Genomic DNA, 18,895 nt, shown 5'->3' on the forward strand with positions numbered 1-18,895 from the left:
AGTTGTCCGACGGATTGTCGCAGCGCAGAAGAGGGGCTGACATACGACTTGGCATGCTGCCTTTGAGCAACCTCAATTGCACAACGCAGCCCTCTCGTTCCTGTCGCCCTCTTCCAAGGCCGTCGCTTTTTGCCACCATAGCCGCCAAGTGGCGGACCACACCATCGACAGGGGGCTTACCCTCCTTACAGGGCGCAACACAACGTCACCAGAATCAGCAAACAACAGCCGCGCGCCGGAGGGAATTGAGCATGAATATCGACCGTGGTTTTTTCGTTCTTGCCGTTCTGTGCGGACTGCTCGCGGGTTGTACGACTAGCCCTGCTCCCGATGGAATCGCTTCCAATCAGCCTGTCACATCGCACCCTGCACCGAGCCCGGCACCCAGCCCTGCGCCAGCCCCAGGACCGGTGGTTGTGCTTCCGCCTGCACCAGTCGATAACACGGCCGGAGGGATGGATCCCACCCAGCCAAGAGGCAAGACCGTAACGCTTTGGTATGGCACAAACAGAAAGCCCACGCAGCCTTTTCTGATGTCCAACCCCTTTGGGTCAGAGCGTGACACCAAGCTGAACTACGGCGTGGCGGAAGTGTTCATCCCCAAGAGCCGAGAGACTGGGTCGCTTGGCAGCTATTCCTTCCTGAAACGCAAAAAAGATGAGCCCATACGCTTCAGCTTCGCCCGGCCGCTGGAAGATGCCAACTATTGGAGCAGCCTCAAAACCACGCTGAAAAAGATCAACCCGAACCATCGGGTCGTTCTGGTTTTCATCCATGGCTACAACAACAGTTTCGTCGACGCAGCCCGGCGCACCGCACAGATCTGGGCAGACCTCAACCTGAAAGGCATCCCGGCCTTCTACAGCTGGCCTTCCAGAGCAAGCACCCTGGCCTACACGGCTGACGAGGCCACGGTCGATTACAGCGAAAAGTACCTGGCTGAATTTCTGCAGCGCCTGCGCCAGGAAGTCGGTCCGGCACAGCCGATACACCTGATTGCCCACAGCATGGGAAACCGGGCACTGCTGAGGGTGGCCCTGCAGTTGCAGGATCAATTGCGTTTTGGCCAGATCATTCTGGCCGCACCGGATGTGGACGCCGACTTCTTCCACGACATGGCGAAGGTGTACGCGAAGATTTCGGAGCGCACCACGCTGTACGTGTCTAAAACCGACAAGCCCGTGAAGTTCTCCCAAAAGGTGCACGACAGGAGCCGGGTCGGAGCCCCCCCGGCATTCGCCAGGGTGGATGGCATTGATACCGTGGAGGTCGTGACAAAGACGGGGCTCATGGAGATGGGCCACAGCTACTTTGCCGAACATGAAGAACTGCTCGGCGAGATCGGTCACCTCATCACACACAACCCGAACTCTGGCTATACCCATGTCGGGACCCGGTTGGACCGCCGTTCGGATTGCGCAAAGGAACAGGGCGGCGCGACGCAGGAGAGTTGCTGGCGCATCGTCGTCAATAAGTAAGAACCAAAGTAGGAACCGCTCATGCCCCTCTCCCACTGGCTGGGGGCACATGCGGACTCTTGCGGCCAACGGTGTGACGCGAAGGTCTGTGGCAGAAGCACAGCTGTAGCGAGGGAAAGCGCAGGGTGTGCGGCCCCTGCGTCCCTTTGTGGCTCCTAGCTTCAGGCCGGCCGTCGCCCCCAGTTCATCACCGCCGTTCCTGCCACTGCCATCGCCCCGCCCACCAGCATGGAGGCATCGATGGATTCGCCCAGCAGCAGCGCGGAAATCACCACACCGATCACCGGCACCAGGGTGATGTAGCCGGAGGCTGCGCCGGCGCCCAGGGCTTTGACGCCGTCGAAATACCAGGCGTACGCCAGGGCCGTGGCGCCCCATGACAGGAACAGCAGCGCGCCCCAGGCAGTTCCGTTGCTGTGCACGGCGGCCTGCAGGCCGGCCGGGCCTTCCACCACCAGGCTGGCCACCAGCAGCAGCACTGCGCCGATGGTGCTGGTGACGGCGGTGGTGGTCAGCGCGTCCACCCCTGTCAACAGCACCCGGCCCAGCAGCGTGTAGGCCACCCAGCAGGCCACGCAGCCCAGAATCAGCAGCTCACCCAGGCCCACGGCGCCGTGCAGGATGTCCTGTGGCCGCCCGTGCGAGATGACGACCACCGCACCCGCGGCTGCCAGCAGCATGCCCAGTGCAATGGTGCGGTTCAGCCGCTCCTTGAAAATCCACACGGCCAGCAGCAAGGTGACCACCGGGTTGAGCGTGATCACCAGCGCCGCCTTGCCGGCCGGCAGGTACTGCAGACCGGACAGGAAAAAGGCTGCATAGCCGAACACACCGGTGGCTCCGGCTGCAACCATGCCCAGCCAGCGTTGCGCGCTCCATTGCCGCAGCTGGGCAAAGCCGCCGGCGTAGTACATCCACGGCAGCAGCACCAGCGCTGCCAGCACAAAGCGCAGGCAGGCGCCCGCCAGTGGCGGCATGTTCTGCGCAATCACCCGTCCCGCTGGCCATGAAGCCCCCCACAAGACCGCCATGCCCAGCAGGCGCAGATGGGGGCCGAATACCGCTTGCTTGTTCTTTTGCATATCGCTTTGCATTTCCATGGCGCCGCACTATGCACCATGCAGACCGGGGTTGCAGGCCATGGGCCCATGGCCCGTGAGCGGCCGGCCGGCGCGTGTGGGAGGCTTGGTACGGCCCGGCCACCGGTGCCGATGGGGTCGTAGCGCCCTGCCCGACCGTTGCCGTGTGTGTATGCGGCCCACTGCCAACGCGCCAGCGAATCTACAGATCTACTGGTGCTCAGCGGGTCAGGAAAGCGTGCCGTTTTGCTGTGCAACCAGGCATTCCACCAGCGCACGTACCTTGGCGGGGCGAAAGCGTGCGGGCGGAAACACCGCGTGAATGCCGCCCTGGGGCAAGGTCCAGCCGGGCAGCACCTGCACCAGGCGGCCCGCTGCCACGTCCTCGGCAATGGCGTAATCCGGCAACACCGACAGGCCGGCGCCGGCCAGCACGGCGGCGCGCACGGCCAGCGTGGCATCCAGCCGCATGACGGGCTGCCACTGCACGGTGTGGGGTGCGTCCGATGGCGCGGCCTGCGCACGGGTGAACTGCCAGCGCCCCGGTTCGCGCAAGGCCGTGTTGGCCACAAAAGGCAGCGCGGCCAGATCCTGCGGGCCGGTCAGGCGGGCCAACTGCGGCTGCCACCGGGGCGCGACCACCAGCAGTTGGCGAAAGCTGCCGATCTGCCGTGCCTGCAGCTGCAGATCGGTGAGCCAACCCACACGAATGGCCAGCTCCACATCGCCAGCCATCAGGTCATGGGTCTGGTCGCTGAAACGGGCATCGACCTGGCACTGCGGATAACGTGCGGCAAACGTGGCCAGGGCCGGCACCACCACGCTGATGCCGTAGTCGAACGGTGCGGTCAGCCGCAGGGGACCGGCAATCTCGACCGCGGAATCGGCCAGTTCGCTGAAGGCGTGCTCCGCATCGGCCAGGATGGCGGCGCAGCGCTGGTAGAAGGCCTGGCCCGCTGCCGTGGGCTGTACCTTGCGGGTGCTGCGCACCAGCAGGGTGCTGTGGAATTCACGTTCCAGCCGGGCCACCTGCTGGCTGACCACGGCCTTGGTGATGCCCAGGCGCTCGGCGGCGGCGGTGAAGGAGCCGGTTTCCACCACGGCCGCAAAGTAGGCCAAGCGTTTGAGGTGGTTCCAGCCACCGGGCATGGTTTGATTGTTTGCTTCAGACATACAAAGTGTTTGCTTCGTGTGTATTTTTCAATCAATGCAGTCTACCTACCATGCAGGCATTGCACCCCCCCCGCATGGGCTGCAAGCGCCACGCTCCCCGGCACAGCCGGTGGCAGATCGTGCCCGCACCGCCGCAGCCATGCCCTACCACCTAGGAGTTGAAGATGAGCACACGCCGCCACTTTGTTCGCACCGCCGGCATGGCCACCGCCTGGGCCGCCACCGGCGCAGCCGCCTGGGCCGCCGCACCCCGTGCATCCGGCGCACCGCTGCGCTGGCAGCACTTTCCTGCCAATGAACAGGGTTTTTCCCGCGCCCCGGTGCTGCTGACAGGCGCCCGCGATGCGGTGTTGATCGACGGCGGCTTCACCCTGTCGGACGGCCGGGCGCTGGCCGATGCGATCCGCGCCACCGGCAAGCGGCTGACCACCATCTACATCAGCCAGAGCGATCCGGACTACTACTTCAGCCTGGCGCCCGTGCGTGCCGCGTTCCCGCAGGCCAGGGTGCTGGCCGCCTCCGACACCTTGCGTGCCATCCACGGCAATGTGGAGAAAAAGCTGGCCACCTGGGGCCCGCAGCTCAAGGACAACGGGCCGCAGAAGCTGGCCGATGTGGTGATGCCCGAAGCGTTTGACGGCCCGGCGCTGAGCCTGGAAGGCCAGCGCATCGAGATCGTTCCGGCCGAAGGCTTGCCCAACCGACGCTATCTGTGGGTGCCGTCGCTGCAGGCCATTTTCGGTGGGGTGATGGTGTTCTCCGGTCTGCATGTGTGGACGGCCGACACCCCGACCCCGGGCGCACGCAGTGCCTGGGCCCACACGTTGGACCGCATGCTGGAGCGCCAGCCTGCGGTGGTGGTGCCGGGCCACATGGCTGCTGGTGCGCCGCTGGGCGCGCAAGCACTGGCCTACACCCGGGACTATCTGCGCCACTTCGAGCGCGAAGCCGCCAAGGCCACCGACAGCAAAGCGCTGATTGCCGCCATGACCCGGCTGTACCCGCAGGCGGGCTCGCCCATGTCGCTGGAACTGGGGGCCAAGGTGGCCAAGGGCGAAATCCAGTGGGGGTGATGCAGGCCGGGACGCAGCCGTAGCAACGGCCATGACGGCAAGGACAGCGCAGCCGTTGCGGCAGCGCCGCCGATGCTCAGCCGTTCAGCCCGCCGCTGCGTGCCCGGTCATGCAACCGGCACGGGCGGAGGGCGGCGCGCGCCGTGTTCCGCTGCTCACCCCTCCCGCCCGACCACCAGGCCACCTTCGGGCAGCGGCAGGGCCGTCTTGTAGCGCACCTGCTTGAGGGCAAAGCTGGAGCGGATATTGGCCACGCCGGGCGTGGTGGTCAGGTTGAGGATGAAGACCTCCAGCGCCTTGATGTCCGGCACCAGCACGCGCAGAAGGTAGTCGGCGTCGCCGGTCATCAGGTAGCACTCCATCACCTCGGGGCGCTCGGCGATGGTGGCTTCAAAGTGCTGGAGCGCTCCCTGCACCTGGCGCTCCAGGGTGACGTGGATAAACACGTTCAGGTGCAGGCCCAGCAGGTCCGGGTCCAGCAAGGTGACCTGCTGGCGGATCAGGCCCATCTCTTCCATGGCCTTGACCCGGTTGTAGCAGGGCGTGGGCGACAGGTGCACGGCCTTGGCCAACTCGGCATTGGTGGTGCGCGCATCGGCCTGCAGCGCGTTGAGGATGCCGATGTCGATGCGGTCCAGCTTCTTCATGGGATAAAAACTCTCAGGTTCCGGCGAAAACCAGAATTATTCACCTGCTTGCGCCACATTCTGCAGTGAATGCAGAAACAAAATCTGGGCCTACGTGCGCAGAATTCCGGGTTTTCCCGTGGTGTGTGGTGCACCGCGTTCCCCTCCCGCCCTGCGGCGTTGCTGCGGCGTGCTACAGACCGGGAGACCACCGCACCGCGCACACCAGACTCCGGTTTTCCGCTTCCGTCTTTTGCGTCCGCTGCATGTCGTCCCGCCCTTCTGGTCTTGCTTCCGGCACCCCGTCTGCCACGCTCTCCGCCACCTCCCATCTGCCTGCCGCGCGGCACTTCGCGCTGCCCACTGCCTGGAAAAGCCATGCCGGCCTGCTCACGCTGCTGGCGGCCATTGCCATCTGGGGTTGCAACTGGCCGGTGATGAAGGCCGGGCTGAACCATGTGACGCCCATCTGGTTCTCGGCGCTGCGCTTTGCCACCGGCGGGCTGTGCCTGTTCGCCATCCAGATTGCCGGTGGCACGCTCAAGCTGCCCACCCGGCGCGACTGGCCGCTGCTGGCCAGCATCGGCCTGCTGCAGATGATGGCGTTCACCGTGCTGGGCGCCATCGCCATGACGCAGGTACCTGCCGGCCGCTCGGCCGTGCTGGCCTACACCACGCCGCTGTGGGTCACGCCGATTGCCGTGCTGGTGTTTGGCGAGCGCCTGTCGCGCCTGCAGACCACCGGCCTGCTGCTGGGCCTGCTGGGCCTGGTGGTGCTGTTCAACCCGCTGGCCATGGACTGGAGCGACAGCGCCGGCGTGCAGGCCAATCTGATGCTGATGGGCGCTTCCTTTCTGTGGGGCATGACCATCCTGCACCTGCGCTATTACAAGGGCGACTCCAGCGCCTACCAGCTGGCCCCGTGGCAGATGCTGCTGGCCACGGTGCCGCTGCTGGCACTGGCCTATGCGGTGGAAGGCCCGTTCACCGGCGACGGCAGCTGGGCGCTGTGGGAGATCGTGCTGTACGTGGGCCCGGTGGCCACGGCGTTCTGCTTTTGCGCGGTGAACGCGGCCAGCATGCATTTGTCGGCCACGCGCATGTCCACCGCCATGCTGGGCGTGCCGCTGATCGGGCTGCTGGCGTCCACCTGGTTTCTGGGTGAAAGCCTGAGCCTGTCACTGGTGCTGGGCGGCCTGGGGATTGTGGGCGGCATTGCCGTGGTCAGCCTGGGCGCACGCCGCGCGGTGGCGCCGGTCGGCACACCGGCAGGCAAGGCCACACCGCGCTAAGCCGAAGGGGGCTGTGGCCGCAGAACCGTGGCGCCCCTCTTCTCCTCCCGAATCTTCTCCCCTTTAAGCCTGGCTCTCGCCGGGTACCCCGGCCCCCAGGCGCCCCAGCAGGCTGCCGGCAGCAAAGCGTGCCCGCGCGCAGCGCAGCTGGGCGGCGGCCTGCTCCAGCTGCAGCTGGCCCACCCATGCGCGTGCCGGATCGTCCAGGCTGATGCTGTGCAGCCCGCAGGCCATATGCACCACCCAGCCGGGTGCGGGGCCGGCGCTGCGGTCTGCTCTTTGCGCGTGCAGCAGGGGGCGGCCCATGGCCTGCACCACCCCGCCCAGCGACACGCGCTGCGCCCATCCGTCGGCATTCACCCTGCATGACAGCAGTTGAAGCTGCAGCGCCCCCTCCACACCGCTGCGTCGGCGCTCCGGCAGCACAAAGGCGGCCACCCCGGTTCTGGCTGTCTGGTCGTTGATGGCCCGGCACAGCTGAGCCAGCCGCTCGCCCCCTGATGCAGCGGCTGGCAAAGTGCCCAATGCCACCGGTGGCTGGTCGCCCACGGCCAGGGTCAGCCCCGCCGCAGCGGGCAAGGGGGCTGCCACAGCGGCATCCAGCACCCAGGACTGCACGGCATACCGCAGGGCCGACAGGCTCTGCGCCCGCAGATTGGGCAGGCAGGCCAGCGCGGCGCCACCTGCCTGTCCGGCCAGGGCGTTCAGCAGCCCCTCCTGGCGGTGCAGGGCTCCATCAAGCAGGCTGTGCCCGGCCACCACCGTGGTACGGGCAATGCGGTCGATGTCCGCCACGCGCAGATTGATCTCCTGCTGGGCCCGGGCACGCGCGGGCCCTGCCACATCGCTGTTGCTGGCCTCCACGGCCAGCGCATGCATGCGGGCCAGGTGTGCCTGAACCCGGGCCATGGACTGCTCGGCCGTGTGGACCAGCACGCGGGCGTCCTGGCTGCGGTACACCGCCGCCATGAAGCCGTGCAGCGGCAGGCGCCGGTGGTGGGGTGCGTCCGCCCCCGGCCCGCTGGCCGCTGGCGGCAGTACAAAGCGGCCTGCGGGAGCAGGCGGATTGATGGACATGGCACGCTCCTGAAGACAAAAAAACCGGTCGCTGCGAAAGCCCCCCAGAGCTTGTGCGCTGCAGGCCCATGGCGCCGGACGGGACGCGTCGCACCCTTGGTCTCGACATAGAACCATCATGCCGCCCAGGGCCTGCCCGGTCCCTGCCTCCAATCCGGCCCGCAGGGAGCAATGGCCTGCTCTGCGACCGGCGGGCACAAGGCCACCGGCCACACCAGGTCCTGCGCCGCAGGGCAAACCCCGCAAGACTCGTAAGCCGCCCCACCAGGCCGGCACATCCCCCGCCCGCCTGTCCATGCGTGCCCCGCGCAATGCCCAGTGGCCGTCCACGGGCATTGCCTGTGTCTGGCCACCGGATTTGTCGTACATACGTACGATTCGCCTTTTTCGTACAAGCGTACGAACATGCGAATTATTGACAATGGAAAGTGGATCCCATGGCTGAAACGGCTGCGGCGCTGCCCCCGGTGCGCCGACTGAGCGGCGCCCTGTATGGCGTTTTTGTACTGATTGGCATTGCCACTTCAACCTGGGTCACGCGCACCCCGGCGCTGCGCGACGCCCTGGGCGCCAGCACGGAGCAGATGGGGCTGGTGCTGTTCGGCTTTTCCATGGGCTCGATGCTGGGCATCCTCAGCGCCAACGCAGTCACGGCGTGGCTGCAGGCACGGCGCACCATCCTGGCCGGCACCTGTCTGGTGCTGGCCGGTCTGGCGCTGATGGCGGCGGGCGCGGCACTGGCCAGCCTGTGGTGTGCGTTTGCCGGCTTTCTGTGTTTTGGCCTGGGCATCGGCTGGTCGGACATTGCGATGAACGTGGAATGCGCAGCGCTGGAACGTCTGTACCAGCGCACGCTGATGACCACCTTGCACGGCTGCTTCAGCCTGGGCACGCTGCTGGGCGCGGCCCTGGGCATGCTGATGGCCTATCTGCAGGCCCCGCTGCTGCTGCACTGGCTGGGCGTGGCGGCACTGGCACTGCTGGGCGTGCTGCCGCTGGTGCGGCACATCCACAACCACAGCGCGGCCCCCGCGCCTGCCGAGGCCGATGGCGGGCCCGAGCCCGGCCCTGTGCTGGGCGCGCTGCGCGAGCGGCGCGTGCTGCTGATCGGCCTGTTCATTCTGGGCATGGCGCTGGCCGAAGGCGCGGCCAACGACTGGCTGCCGCTGCTGATGGTAGACGGCCATGGTTTTGCCGAAGCCCAGGGCACGGTGATCTACCTGCTGTTCACGCTGGGCATGGTGGTGGGGCGCTTTTCCGGCCACCGGCTGCTGCAGCACTTTGCCCGCGTGCGCCTGATGCAGGCCAGTGCGCTGGCTGCCGCCCTGGGTGTGGCACTGGCGATTTTTTCCCCGCTGCCCTGGCTGGGCGCGGCGTCGGTGCTGTTCTGGGGCCTGGGCGCGGCGCTGGGCTTTCCGCTGGCCTTGTCGGCCGCCGGCGAAGGCCCTGCCGCCGACAGCGCCCGCCGCGTGGGCGCCGTGGCCAGCCTGGGCTATGTGGCGTTTCTGGTCGGCCCGCCGATGCTGGGCTTTCTGGGGGAACACTGGGGCCTGCGCCTGGGCATGCTGCCAGTGCTGGCCATGGCGCTGGTGGCCGCCGTGCTGGCCATGGTGCTGCAGGCCTGGGCGGTGCGCCGCACGGCCACCGGAGGGGCCGCGCAGCAGGCGGCGTAACCCCCTGACGGCGTGGGCACCTGCGACCAGGTGAGAGCGCATGTGACCGCGTGACAAAGCGAGCGCCCCGGATCCGGTGCTGCCCCGTGCAGGACATTGCGGCACATCGCGGCCCGGCACGGCGCCACCTGCAGGCAGCCCCAGCCAGAGGCATGCACCGGTCAGCGCTGCGGGGCGGCGTTGCCGGGGTCTGCAGCGCCGGTACTGGCCCCGCCTTCTGCACCTGCGGCCTGCCCTCCGCAATAGCCCGGCAGCGCCATGGTGGTGATGTGGGCCAGGATCAGTGCGCGTGGCAAAGGCTGGGCACCCAGCACGTTGTGGATGGTCATGCCTTCGATGCAGGCGTCCAGCAGCCGGGCCGTTTCGGCCTGGAACTGCAGCCGCAGAGCGGACTGGCTCTGCGCCATCCAGCGGTGCATCACGGCGCGGTAGTCGGCGCTGCGCGCGGCCATGGCGTAAAGCTCGAACGACAGCAGCAGGTGCGCCGTGGTGGGCCAGACCTCGCCGCAGATCAGGTCCACCACGGCCTCGCAGGCTTCGGGAGCGTTGCGCGCCGCCCGCATGCGGGTGTGAAAGCCGTCGCTGATGTGGTCGGTGAACTGGCGAAAGGCGGCCAGCAGCAGGTCGTCGATGGTGGGGAAATGGTAGGTCAGCGTCCCCGGCGACAACTGAGCCTGCGCCGCGATGCGGCGGTAGGTGGCGCCCTGCACGCCCCACTCGGCAATCACGTGGTAGGCGGCGTCAATGGCTTGCTGGCGGGTGTCGTTGGCGGGCATGCGGGGCATTGCGCGGCAGGCCGCGGCGGGGAAACAGGAGGGGCCATGGTACTGCAGCGCCCGAAGACCGCCACCGCCGGCGCGGATTGCCACCGATGCTATGGTTTTGTGGGCATGTACCCGGCAGCCACCCCGGCATGCGGCCTGGCGTTTAGAACACCCCCAGCGCCAGCCCCGTGGCCAGCGCCTCGCCCAGTGCGCGGCAGGAGGCCAGATCGTCTGCCGCGATCTGCTTGGCCGCCAGGATGGCCTCCGGCGTCTGCGCATGGGTACAGACAATGAGCGGTTCGGCCACGACCTTGAGCCGCCAGCCCGTGGCGATGCGCGCCATCTGCCGCGCGGCGTTGCTGCCGTCGCTGCCGGCGCAGACCAGGCTGGCATAAGGCCGGCCCTGGATGCGGTCCAGCACCCCGTAATAGCTGCGGTCGAAAAAATCCTTCATCAGCCCGCTGATGGCGGCCAGGTTTTCGGGGGTGGCAAACAGGTAGCCGTCCGCGTCCAGCAGGTCCTGCGGGCCGGCGGTGGTGGCGTGCAGCAGGCGCACGGTCACCTCACCGCTGTCCTGGGCACCGTCGCGCGCCGCCTCCACCATCTGGCGGGTGCCACCGGTGAGCGAGTGGTAGACGATGAGCAGGGTCTTGGGCGTGGACATGGCATCCAGCATACGCCGTCGCGGGCGCGGCGGCTGTGCAACCTTGCATGCATCCGCCGCGCAATCCAGTGCACGCCACGCCAACCAAAGGGCGCGCCACCGCTGTGCCAGGCACCGTACGCACCTTTACAGGGCTGCCGGACGCTGCGCGGCAGTGCACAACCCCGGGGCCCGCACTGCATGCAGCGCTGCAGCCGGTGCGTCACCCCCTGCACGCCTGTGCTGCGGCCGCGCAGTGCCATGGGGCCGTGCACTGCACCAAGATGGCGCCGCGCAAGGTGGCACGTGGTTTGCATAGAGGCAGGCATCACAACCAACCGAGGGACTTGCCCCATGAAACTGACCCGACTGTCCGCCTGCCTGGCTGCAGCCTGCCTGTGCTCCACCGCCTTCGCACAATCGTCTGTGCAACTGACCGGCCTGGTCGATATGTATGCCGGCTCCATGCAACTGGCGGGTGCCGACCGCGTGAGCCAGGTCGGCTCCGGCGGCCTGTCCACCTCCTGGTGGGGCATGAATGGCACGGAAGATCTGGGCAATGGCCTGAAGGCCGGCTTCATGCTGGGCGCCTTCTTCCGCGGCGACACCGGTTCTCCCGGCCGTTACGACCTGGCCTTTGGCGAGTCCTTCTTTGCCCGCGACGCCAATGTGTCGCTGAGCGGCAGCTTCGGTGCCGTGAAGCTGGGCCGTTCCTCGGCCCCCAACTTCCTGCCCAGCGTGTTCGCCAACCCGTTCGGTGATTCGTTCACCGTCTCGCCGCTGATCCTGCACGGCAATATGTGGACGGGCTATACCGACGCCGCCCTCAAGACCTACAACACCACCGCGTCCGACACCGGCTGGAGCAACCAGATCGTCTACTCCTCGCCCAGCTTCGGCGGCCTGAGCTTCAATCTGCAGTACCAGTTTGGTGAGGTGGCCACGGCCAACAGCAAGAAGAACGTGGGTGCCAACGCCACCTACCGCAACGACGGCCTGATGCTGACCGGCTTCTACGAACGCGCCCAGGTGAAGAACCCCACCGGCGCCCTGCTCTACACCGATGGCGGTGCCAAGGCCAACTGGATGCTGGGTGGCTCCTATGACTTCAAGGTCGTGAAGGTCTACGGCACCTACGGCCAGTCCGAAACCAAGGACAACACCAGCTACGAAGGCAAGACCGCCACCCTGGGCCTGGATGTGCCTGTGACCAAGGCGGGCACCTTCAAGGCCGCCATTGCGCAGACCAAGATCGAAGCGCGCAACGCCACCACCAGCGCGCTGGTCTTTGATGGCAAGCGCACCACGACCACGCTGGGCTATGACCACTTCCTGTCCAAGCGCACCGACCTGTACGCTGCGCTGATGCACGACAAGCTGACCGGCTCCGATTCCGGCACCAGCTTCGCCGTGGGCATGCGCCACCGCTTCTGAGCCTGTGAAGCCGGCCAGGTGCTGCGCCGCAGCGCCTGGCCCTTGCCTCTGCCGCCGCCCTGCACTGCAGGGCGGTGTGCTTTGGGAGCCTACCAAACCGTCAGGCGGTTGTCTGACAGACGACAGGCGGCGTGCATGTTGCAATCAGTGGCCTAGCCATCACCCGTGAGGTGTGACATGCATACCCCCAACGCTCCCCCTTTGCGCCGCAAGCCCGGCCGCGGCAATGGCCGCCACCCTGTGCTGCTGTTTATCCTGGTGGCCGCCCTGGCCCTGGGCGCCGCAGCATCGCTGCTGTGGGTGGATGTGGTGGCCCAGTCCGCCGACGCCTTGAATGTGAAAGACCCGGCTGCGCTGCTGCCACCGTGATCCGGTTGCGCGCCGCAGCCACACCCGGTCAGGGACGCATCCCTGTGCCCGCTCTCGCCAGCCTGTACCGACGCCAGACGGTGCGCACCCGCACCACCACACACACCATGCCGTCTGGTGCACCCAGCCCTGACGGGCACCGTTAACTCCACGCGCGCACTGCCGTGGGCGCTTGCGTTGCAAAGAATTTTTCAGCGCCTGGATGGACTTCACTGGAGGTAGCGCTGTGTCACCCCCTCGGACCGCTCGGATCCATCTTCCCCGCAGTGGCTGCCGGTGAGCCCGCCTGCCTCGGTTGTCCGCTTCACCCTGCCCCCATGTGGCGAGTGGGCGACCTGCGGGGGCATGCAAGCGCCCGCAGGCGCTTTGCCGGCGTGGCCGCACCGGCGGCTTGCGCCTCAGGGCCGGGTCGGCTTGTCCTGCAACTGCAGCACATCCAGGCGCCGCGCCAGGGCCTGTGCGGCAGCGGTGGCCCCGGCAGAGTCCAGCCGACGGCGCTCCAGTTCCATCCATGCCATCAGGGGGCGGCGCCAGCCTTGCGGCGTGGCCGTGGCATCTACCACCGGCCACAGCGCTTCCGCGCTGGTGCGCCCGGCACGCAGCGCTGCACCGCTGGCCACCAGGCGGGCGGTGTCATCCGGCACGGCCTGCAGCTGGGCTGCGGTGACGGACCCACCCTGCGCCAGCGTGGCGGCCACGCCCCGGTGCTGGGCCGGCAGCAGGGCCACATCACCGCTTTGCAGCGCACCATACAGGTAGCGGTGGTAGGCCTGCTCCGCCGGTGCGGCGTCCTGCGCGTACGGCGTGTAGCCGCTGCAGTCGTCCCAGTCCAGGCTGGCAACCTGCAGGGCACAGCGCATCAGCGCCAGGCGGGCCATCAGCGCGGGCTGGCCGGTCTGGGCGGCTTCACTGCGGGCCTTACCCCATTCCAGATCGGCCACCCTGCTGGCGCCTTCCAGCTGGGCCTGCATGGCGCGGCGGGCGGCGTCGCTGGCGTTCAGCGACCATTCCGGCACCGGCTTGGTGCTGCAGGCAGCCAGGGCCGCACACAGGGCGAGCAGGCCAGTGCACAGCTCCCGCTGTGGTGCACGGCGGAGGAAGCGGGGGACGGTGCTCATGGCAGTTGCAACTCGGGTTGGCGGGCAAACGGCCATTTGCGCTGCAGGTCGGTCATCATGGTTTCGATCTTGCGTAGATTGGCTTCCACTTCGGTGCGCAGCTGGCCCAGGTCCTGGGTGGCGCTGTTCACATTGCTGCCGATGCCCTGGGCTTCCACCAGTACGGCATCCATCTTCCGGAGGCTTTGGCGTGCATCGGCCAGCAGGCCGTTGAGCTCCAGCACCGTCACCTTGACCTGGGGCATCACGCCATCGGCATCGAACACCTGCTGATCCGCCCGCTGCACCATGCGGTCCATGCGTGCCAGCACCTGTTCGGCCCGCTCCAGCACCTGGCCCACGCGCCGGGCATCGGCCTCGTTGCCCATGACGGCGCCCAGCACGCCATTCGGGCCCTGCATCCGGTCGGACAGCGTCTGGATGTGGGCCAGCGACTGGCCCAGCGAGGAATCGGAGGCCGTCATCTGCGACAGATTGGCCAGCAGTTCCTTGGCACTGGCCATGATCTGCGGGATCTCGGCCGTGGCATCACCGCGCAGCACCGGGCGCTCGGCATCGGGCGGGAGCGGCGGATCGGTCAGGATGCCGCTGTAGGCCTTGATGGTGGTGCCGCCCACAATGCCTTTGACCAGGGTGAACACACTGCTCTCGCGCAGCCAGTGCGCATCCTTGCTCTGCACATCGATCAGGATGCGCACCATCCCGTCCTTGGCCAGTTCGATCCGGTGCACCCGGCCGATGGGAAAGCCCGAGAAGGTCATGTCCATGCCCACCACCACGCCTTCGGAGTCATCGGCCGTCAGCACCAGCGACTGGGTGGGCTCGAACACGCCCCGGGCATACATCAGGTACACCAGCGCCCCCAGCACCAGCGCGCAGGTCAGCAGCAGCAAGGCGGCGGCCTTGCGCTCCAGGTGGGCCACAGGGCGCAGCGGCGGGGTGGCGGGGCCGGCAGACGGTTGGTCCGGCGCCGGACTGGAGGGAGGAGGAATAGCTTGCATCAGTAGTAGTTGCCCATCAGCGAGGCCATTTCAATCACCAGCAGCACGGCAAACATGCGCGCCAGGCCCGAGAGTTCCTGTCCCGGCTGACCGGCGCGCTGCGCGGTCTGCTCGTACAGGCCCGAGGCCATGGGAATCAAGGCAATCGCCAGGCTGAAAAAGAAGGTCTTGAGTACAAACAGCACGGTGACCGGGGGCGTGAACACCTGACCGAACAGCCGCGTGAAGATCGGCAGGCCGGCGGTGTTGAAGCCATAGACCGCCAGATAGGCGGTGACGGTGGCGACCGCACAGGACAGCGCCGCCAGTGTGAGGCTGGCATAGATGCTGGAGAGCACCCGCGGCAGCACTTCCTCCCGCAGCGGATCGCGCCCGGCACTCTGCAGCGCCTGCAGATGCCCGTTCTCGCGCAGCAGAGCCAGTGCCGTGCCGTTGGGAATGGAGCAGCGCATGGCCACAAACAGCGCGGCAGTCAGCGGAATCAGCTCCAGCACCAGCACACGGATCACCATTTCCAGCGCATAGCGCGACAGGCCGTAGCTGGCCGCCGTGACCACCACAATGCGCGTGATGACCAGGCAGATCAGCGCCGCCAGCACCGTGAAACCCAACAGAATGGGCACCGTGTCGGCATACACCTGCCGCAGCAGCAACTGCCGGCCCGTACGGCCGTAGGAAGACGGCGAGAGCAGCAGCACCCCGCTGGCCGCACCCAGATAGAAAATGCGCCCCCAGGCCCGCACCGTGCGCAGTGCGGCCCGCCACGCGTTCAAACCCAGTCGGCCTGTGCTCAGGTGATGCTGCATGCGCCCATCATAGGCAAGTTGTGTGCAGGTGCCAGCCAGACAGGATGCTGTGCCCCAGCGCTGGGGCACAGGCCACGCCCTGCAAGCGATCGACACCGCCACAAAGTGCTCAAGAAACGGCGCAGTGTGCCGAAAGAACAGGTAATTCGTGTTCGCGCCAAGTCTAGGCGGAGCACGCGGCCCCGGTGCTCATCCCATCGGGGCCTTTTTCTGTGCGCTGTTCCTGCAGAGCCCGGCACTCACCGGCCTGCCCTGCCCAGGGTCGCTATGACCTGGTCCAGCCCTGCTACCGGCTTCTTGCGCGTACTGCGGAAAACGCACCGCGCCAAGCGGTGGAACGTTGGAGTGTTTCTGTTTGGGGCGGCGAATGGGAGAACGCTCAGCGCCCCAGACGACCGCACGACCGTGGAACCTGCATACCGTTGGGCAATATCCAATCTGCGCCAACAGGTCAGGCGTGCCACACACCACTCCGACAAAGCGCGCCCACATGCCCCGCCCGCGCGCAGCGCGCTTTGCGGACGGTGCGCCAAAAACAAAAAAGCCCCTTGACGAATCAAGAGGCTTTTTCTATCTGGGGTGGCTGATGGGGCTCGAACCCACGACAACAGGAATCACAATCCTGGACTCTACCAACTGAGCTACAGCCACCGGAAGAGGTTTGCCAAGAAGAGGCTTCTTGGGGTTTTCTTTCCAGAGCGGCCTGCAGGCAGACCGCGCGGGGAAGAAGAAATTTTGGGGTGGCTGATGGGGCTCGAACCCACGACAACAGGAATCACAATCCTGGACTCTACCAACTGAGCTACAGCCACCGGAAGAGATTGCTATTGTATCGCGCTTTTCAGAGCCCCCGGAGAGATTCTGAAATCTTTTCCATTTCTCAGGGGCGAGGCACCTTGATCTGCACCTTGAAGCGGTTCTTCAGCGTCTCGTAGTAGGCCGCGCCTTCGGCGGAAGACCACAGCTGCACGTACTGCTGGGCAGCCTGGCGTGCGAACTCGGCATCACGCGCCTCGGGCGGCAGCACCTTGTTGACCTTGACCACGGCATAGCCGGTCTTGCCCAGGGTCACGCCAGCCCAGGCGGCTGCGCCGTCCTTGACCGGGGCCACCAGGGCTGCGTCCACCACTTCACGCGGCAGGCCCTTGGGGTCGTTGCGGGAGATCACCTGGGCAGCGGCCAGACCCTGTGCCTTGGCACCATCGGCCTTCCATTCGGCCAGCTTGTCTTCGCCGGCCTTCTTGGCCAGCTCGGCGGCCTTGTCAGCCACCCACAGGCGCTTGACGTCGGCTTCCACGGCGGTCAGGGGTTCGGTGTGCGCGGGTTCGTAGCGCGTGATGCGGCCGGCCACCATCTGGCTGGTGCCGAATTCCACGGCTTCGGTGTTGCGCTTGGAGTCCAGCGATTCGGGCGTGAACAGGGCTTCCAGGAAGCGGGCGCTGGCCAGAGGGCCTTCGGCGCCCTGCTTGGGCGCACGCTGCACGCCGGTGGCCTTGACCACCTTCAGGCCCAGCTTGTCGGCCGTAGGCTGCAGGCTGTCGGCCTGTTCGTAGACCAGGTTGGAGAAGCTGTCCGCCACTTCGGCGTACTTGCGCTGGGCTTGTTGCTGCTGCAGCTCTTCCACGATCTTGGGGCGCATCTGCTCGTAGCTGGGCACGGGCGGCTGCTTGGTGTCGGTCACCTGGATGATGTGGAAACCGAAATCGGTCGCCACCACATCGCTGATGCCGCCCTTGGGCAGGCTGAATGCAACCTGTTCGAACGGAGCGACCATGGCGCCACGACCGAAGAAGCCCAGGTCACCACCATTGGCGGCGGAGCCGGGATCCTGCGATTCCTTCTTGGCCACTTCGGCAAAGGTCTCGGGCTTGGCACGCACTTCGGCCAGCAGGGCCTCGGCCTTGGCCTTGGCCTTGGCGCGCTCTTCCGCGCTGGCGGATTGCGGGGCGTTGATCAGGATGTGGCTGGCGCGACGCTCTTCCTGGACACCGGCCAGGCGTGGCGCGTTTTCCTTGTAGTAGGTGCGCAGGTCGTCTTCGTTGAGCTGGATGCCTTGCTTGACCGTGTTCAGGTCCAGCACCACGTATTCGATATCGGCCTGCTCGGCCTTGCGGAACAGGGCCTGGTGGGCGTCGTAGTAGGCCTTGATCTCGTCGGCCGAAGGCTGCAGTGCGGCCTTGTACTGCTCTGCATTGAACAGGGCGACCTGAATTTCGCGGCGCTGCAGCACGGCGTTCATCGCGGCGTCGGTGGTGGCGGGCGTGGTCAGGGAGGTTTCCTGCAGGCTGCCCAGCACCTGGTTCAGGGCCAGGTTGCGGCGCAGATTGGCTTCAAAGCCTTCGGGCGTCATGCCTTGCGAGGCCACCAGGGCACGGTAGCCATCGGCGTCCAGCGTGCCGTCGGGCTTGCGCAGCGAGGCAATGGCGGGAATGCCCTGCAGGGTGCGCACCAGCTGTGCGTCGCTGGTGGTCAGGTGCATCTTCTGTGCGGCAGCCGTCAGCACGCGGTCGCGCACCATGCGCTCCAGCGTGGCGTACTTGGCTTCGGGCGAGTCGAGCAGCTTGGGGTCCAGGTTCGGCATCTCCGCACGCATGCGGTCGCTTTCCACGCGGTGTGCGTTGTCCCAGTCGGACTGCTTGATGTCATTGCCGTCCACGCGGGCTACGGTCGGACTCGACTCCGTGAAATAGCTGCGATCGATACCGACAAAAATGAACGAGGGAATGATCAGCAGGAACAGCAAGATCATCACGATCTTGGAGTTCTTGCGGATGGATTCGAGCATAGTCAAACTTTCTGAAGCTGCTGCAGATGCAAGAAAAAAGGCGAACCGCAGGGTCCGCCTTGGCCTGCCAACCGGTTCGGCATGAACTGGTGGCGAAAGGGAATCACCGTCGCACGCAGTGCCCGCAGCCAGCAAGGCCGCAAGCAGGTGAGCCGGGCTATTCTACTTGAGGGTTTTCGACTCCCCCAACAGCGGCGCATGGATGCCACTACGGGCGGCCCTGCGGGCGCCGCGCGGGAGCACCGCACGGAGCGGTGCGGCGTGCCAGCCGCCCCCGCAGCCAGGACATCGCTGATGCTGTCCCGCGCCGCAACACCGCGCAATGCCAGCAGCCAGCAGCCAGCAGCCAGCAGCCAGCCAAGGTACAGACAAAGAAAAAGGACTTGGATTACTCCAAGTCCTTCCAGGATTTTTGTGGTGGGTCCTGACGGTCTCGAACCGCCGACCTACTCCGTGTAAAGGAGCCGCTCTACCAACTGAGCTAAGGACCCAACCGAAAACCTT

The 18,895-nt window shown here is 66.6% G+C and carries 16 protein-coding genes and 3 tRNA genes; 6 read left to right on the top strand and 13 right to left on the bottom strand.

What is annotated here, in order from left to right; genetic code table 11:
* Nucleotides 1–533: 533 nt before the first annotated feature.
* A complete protein-coding gene (locus B3349_RS00600) occupies nucleotides 534–1,478 on the top strand; it encodes an alpha/beta hydrolase (protein ID WP_291585504.1) in 945 nt (314 codons plus the stop codon).
* Between the two features lie 161 nt (nucleotides 1,479–1,639).
* On the opposite strand, the gene B3349_RS00605 is transcribed toward B3349_RS00600, so the two are convergent.
* Both B3349_RS00605 and B3349_RS00610 read right to left on the bottom strand, forming a co-directional pair.
* Nucleotides 1,640–2,560 (bottom strand): DMT family transporter, encoded by a 921-nt coding sequence (locus B3349_RS00605; protein WP_291585506.1) that lies wholly within the window; start codon nucleotides 2,558–2,560, stop codon nucleotides 1,640–1,642.
* Nucleotides 2,561–2,785: 225 nt separating this feature from the next.
* A complete protein-coding gene (locus tag B3349_RS00610) occupies nucleotides 2,786–3,730 on the bottom strand; it encodes a LysR family transcriptional regulator (protein WP_291585508.1) in 945 nt (314 codons plus the stop codon).
* A 164-nt stretch (nucleotides 3,731–3,894) separates the two neighbouring features.
* On the opposite strand from B3349_RS00610, the gene B3349_RS00615 reads away from it, so the two are divergent.
* Nucleotides 3,895–4,803 carry an MBL fold metallo-hydrolase gene (locus B3349_RS00615; RefSeq protein WP_291585510.1) on the top strand — a complete coding sequence of 303 codons (909 nt, stop codon included), beginning with the start codon at nucleotides 3,895–3,897 and terminating at the stop codon, nucleotides 4,801–4,803.
* A gap of 155 nt (nucleotides 4,804–4,958) precedes the next feature.
* Here the strand turns inward: B3349_RS00615 and B3349_RS00620 are convergent, their stop codons facing one another.
* On the bottom strand, nucleotides 4,959–5,450 hold the full coding sequence (locus B3349_RS00620; RefSeq protein WP_291585512.1) for an Lrp/AsnC family transcriptional regulator: 492 nt from the start codon (nucleotides 5,448–5,450) through the stop codon (nucleotides 4,959–4,961).
* A gap of 245 nt (nucleotides 5,451–5,695) precedes the next feature.
* On the opposite strand from B3349_RS00620, the gene B3349_RS00625 reads away from it, so the two are divergent.
* Complete coding sequence (locus B3349_RS00625) at nucleotides 5,696–6,721, top strand: DMT family transporter (RefSeq protein WP_291585513.1); 1,026 nt, start codon at nucleotides 5,696–5,698, stop codon at nucleotides 6,719–6,721.
* Between the two features lie 63 nt (nucleotides 6,722–6,784).
* On the opposite strand, the gene B3349_RS00630 is transcribed toward B3349_RS00625, so the two are convergent.
* On the bottom strand, nucleotides 6,785–7,798 hold the full coding sequence (locus B3349_RS00630; protein ID WP_291585514.1) for a flagellin N-terminal helical domain-containing protein: 1,014 nt from the start codon (nucleotides 7,796–7,798) through the stop codon (nucleotides 6,785–6,787).
* Between the two features lie 437 nt (nucleotides 7,799–8,235).
* On the opposite strand from B3349_RS00630, the gene B3349_RS00635 reads away from it, so the two are divergent.
* Nucleotides 8,236–9,471 carry an MFS transporter gene (locus B3349_RS00635; protein ID WP_291585515.1) on the top strand — a complete coding sequence of 412 codons (1,236 nt, stop codon included), beginning with the start codon at nucleotides 8,236–8,238 and terminating at the stop codon, nucleotides 9,469–9,471.
* A 161-nt stretch (nucleotides 9,472–9,632) separates the two neighbouring features.
* Here the strand turns inward: B3349_RS00635 and B3349_RS00640 are convergent, their stop codons facing one another.
* Complete coding sequence (locus B3349_RS00640) at nucleotides 9,633–10,247, bottom strand: TetR/AcrR family transcriptional regulator (protein WP_291585517.1); 615 nt, start codon at nucleotides 10,245–10,247, stop codon at nucleotides 9,633–9,635.
* Nucleotides 10,248–10,398: 151 nt separating this feature from the next.
* Complete coding sequence (locus B3349_RS00645) at nucleotides 10,399–10,899, bottom strand: flavodoxin family protein (protein WP_291585519.1); 501 nt, start codon at nucleotides 10,897–10,899, stop codon at nucleotides 10,399–10,401.
* 333 nt (nucleotides 10,900–11,232) lie between these two features.
* On the opposite strand from B3349_RS00645, the gene B3349_RS00650 reads away from it, so the two are divergent.
* Together B3349_RS00650 and B3349_RS00655 are read left to right on the top strand one after the other, a co-directional pair.
* Entirely contained in the window at nucleotides 11,233–12,312 is a 1,080-nt protein-coding gene (locus tag B3349_RS00650) for a porin (protein WP_291585521.1), read from the top strand.
* Nucleotides 12,313–12,489: 177 nt separating this feature from the next.
* On the top strand, nucleotides 12,490–12,681 hold the full coding sequence (locus B3349_RS00655) for a hypothetical protein (protein ID WP_291585522.1): 192 nt from the start codon (nucleotides 12,490–12,492) through the stop codon (nucleotides 12,679–12,681).
* A 398-nt stretch (nucleotides 12,682–13,079) separates the two neighbouring features.
* Here B3349_RS00655 and B3349_RS00660 read toward each other — a convergent pair whose 3' ends face one another.
* From B3349_RS00660 to B3349_RS00690, 7 genes are all read right to left on the bottom strand, one after another.
* Nucleotides 13,080–13,799 carry a hypothetical protein gene (locus B3349_RS00660; RefSeq protein ID WP_291585523.1) on the bottom strand — a complete coding sequence of 240 codons (720 nt, stop codon included), beginning with the start codon at nucleotides 13,797–13,799 and terminating at the stop codon, nucleotides 13,080–13,082.
* Nucleotides 13,796–14,800: an MlaD family protein gene (locus tag B3349_RS00665; RefSeq protein ID WP_414646828.1), complete on the bottom strand. Its 1,005-nt coding sequence runs from the start codon at nucleotides 14,798–14,800 to the stop codon at nucleotides 13,796–13,798. Before B3349_RS00665 ends, B3349_RS00660 begins: the two co-directional genes overlap by 4 nt.
* On the bottom strand, nucleotides 14,800–15,606 hold the full coding sequence (locus B3349_RS00670; protein ID WP_291585525.1) for an MlaE family ABC transporter permease: 807 nt from the start codon (nucleotides 15,604–15,606) through the stop codon (nucleotides 14,800–14,802). Before B3349_RS00670 ends, B3349_RS00665 begins: the two co-directional genes overlap by 1 nt.
* A gap of 575 nt (nucleotides 15,607–16,181) precedes the next feature.
* Nucleotides 16,182–16,257 (bottom strand) — tRNA-His (locus B3349_RS00675).
* Between the two features lie 85 nt (nucleotides 16,258–16,342).
* Nucleotides 16,343–16,418 (bottom strand) — tRNA-His (locus B3349_RS00680).
* Nucleotides 16,419–16,486: 68 nt separating this feature from the next.
* Entirely contained in the window at nucleotides 16,487–18,391 is a 1,905-nt protein-coding gene (locus tag B3349_RS00685) for a SurA N-terminal domain-containing protein (RefSeq protein ID WP_291585527.1), read from the bottom strand.
* Nucleotides 18,392–18,806: 415 nt separating this feature from the next.
* Nucleotides 18,807–18,882 (bottom strand) — tRNA-Val (locus tag B3349_RS00690).
* Nucleotides 18,883–18,895 lie beyond the last annotated feature (13 nt).

This window comes from Comamonas sp. UBA7528 (genome assembly GCF_002479375.1).
GTDB lineage: Bacteria > Pseudomonadota > Gammaproteobacteria > Burkholderiales > Burkholderiaceae_C > Comamonas.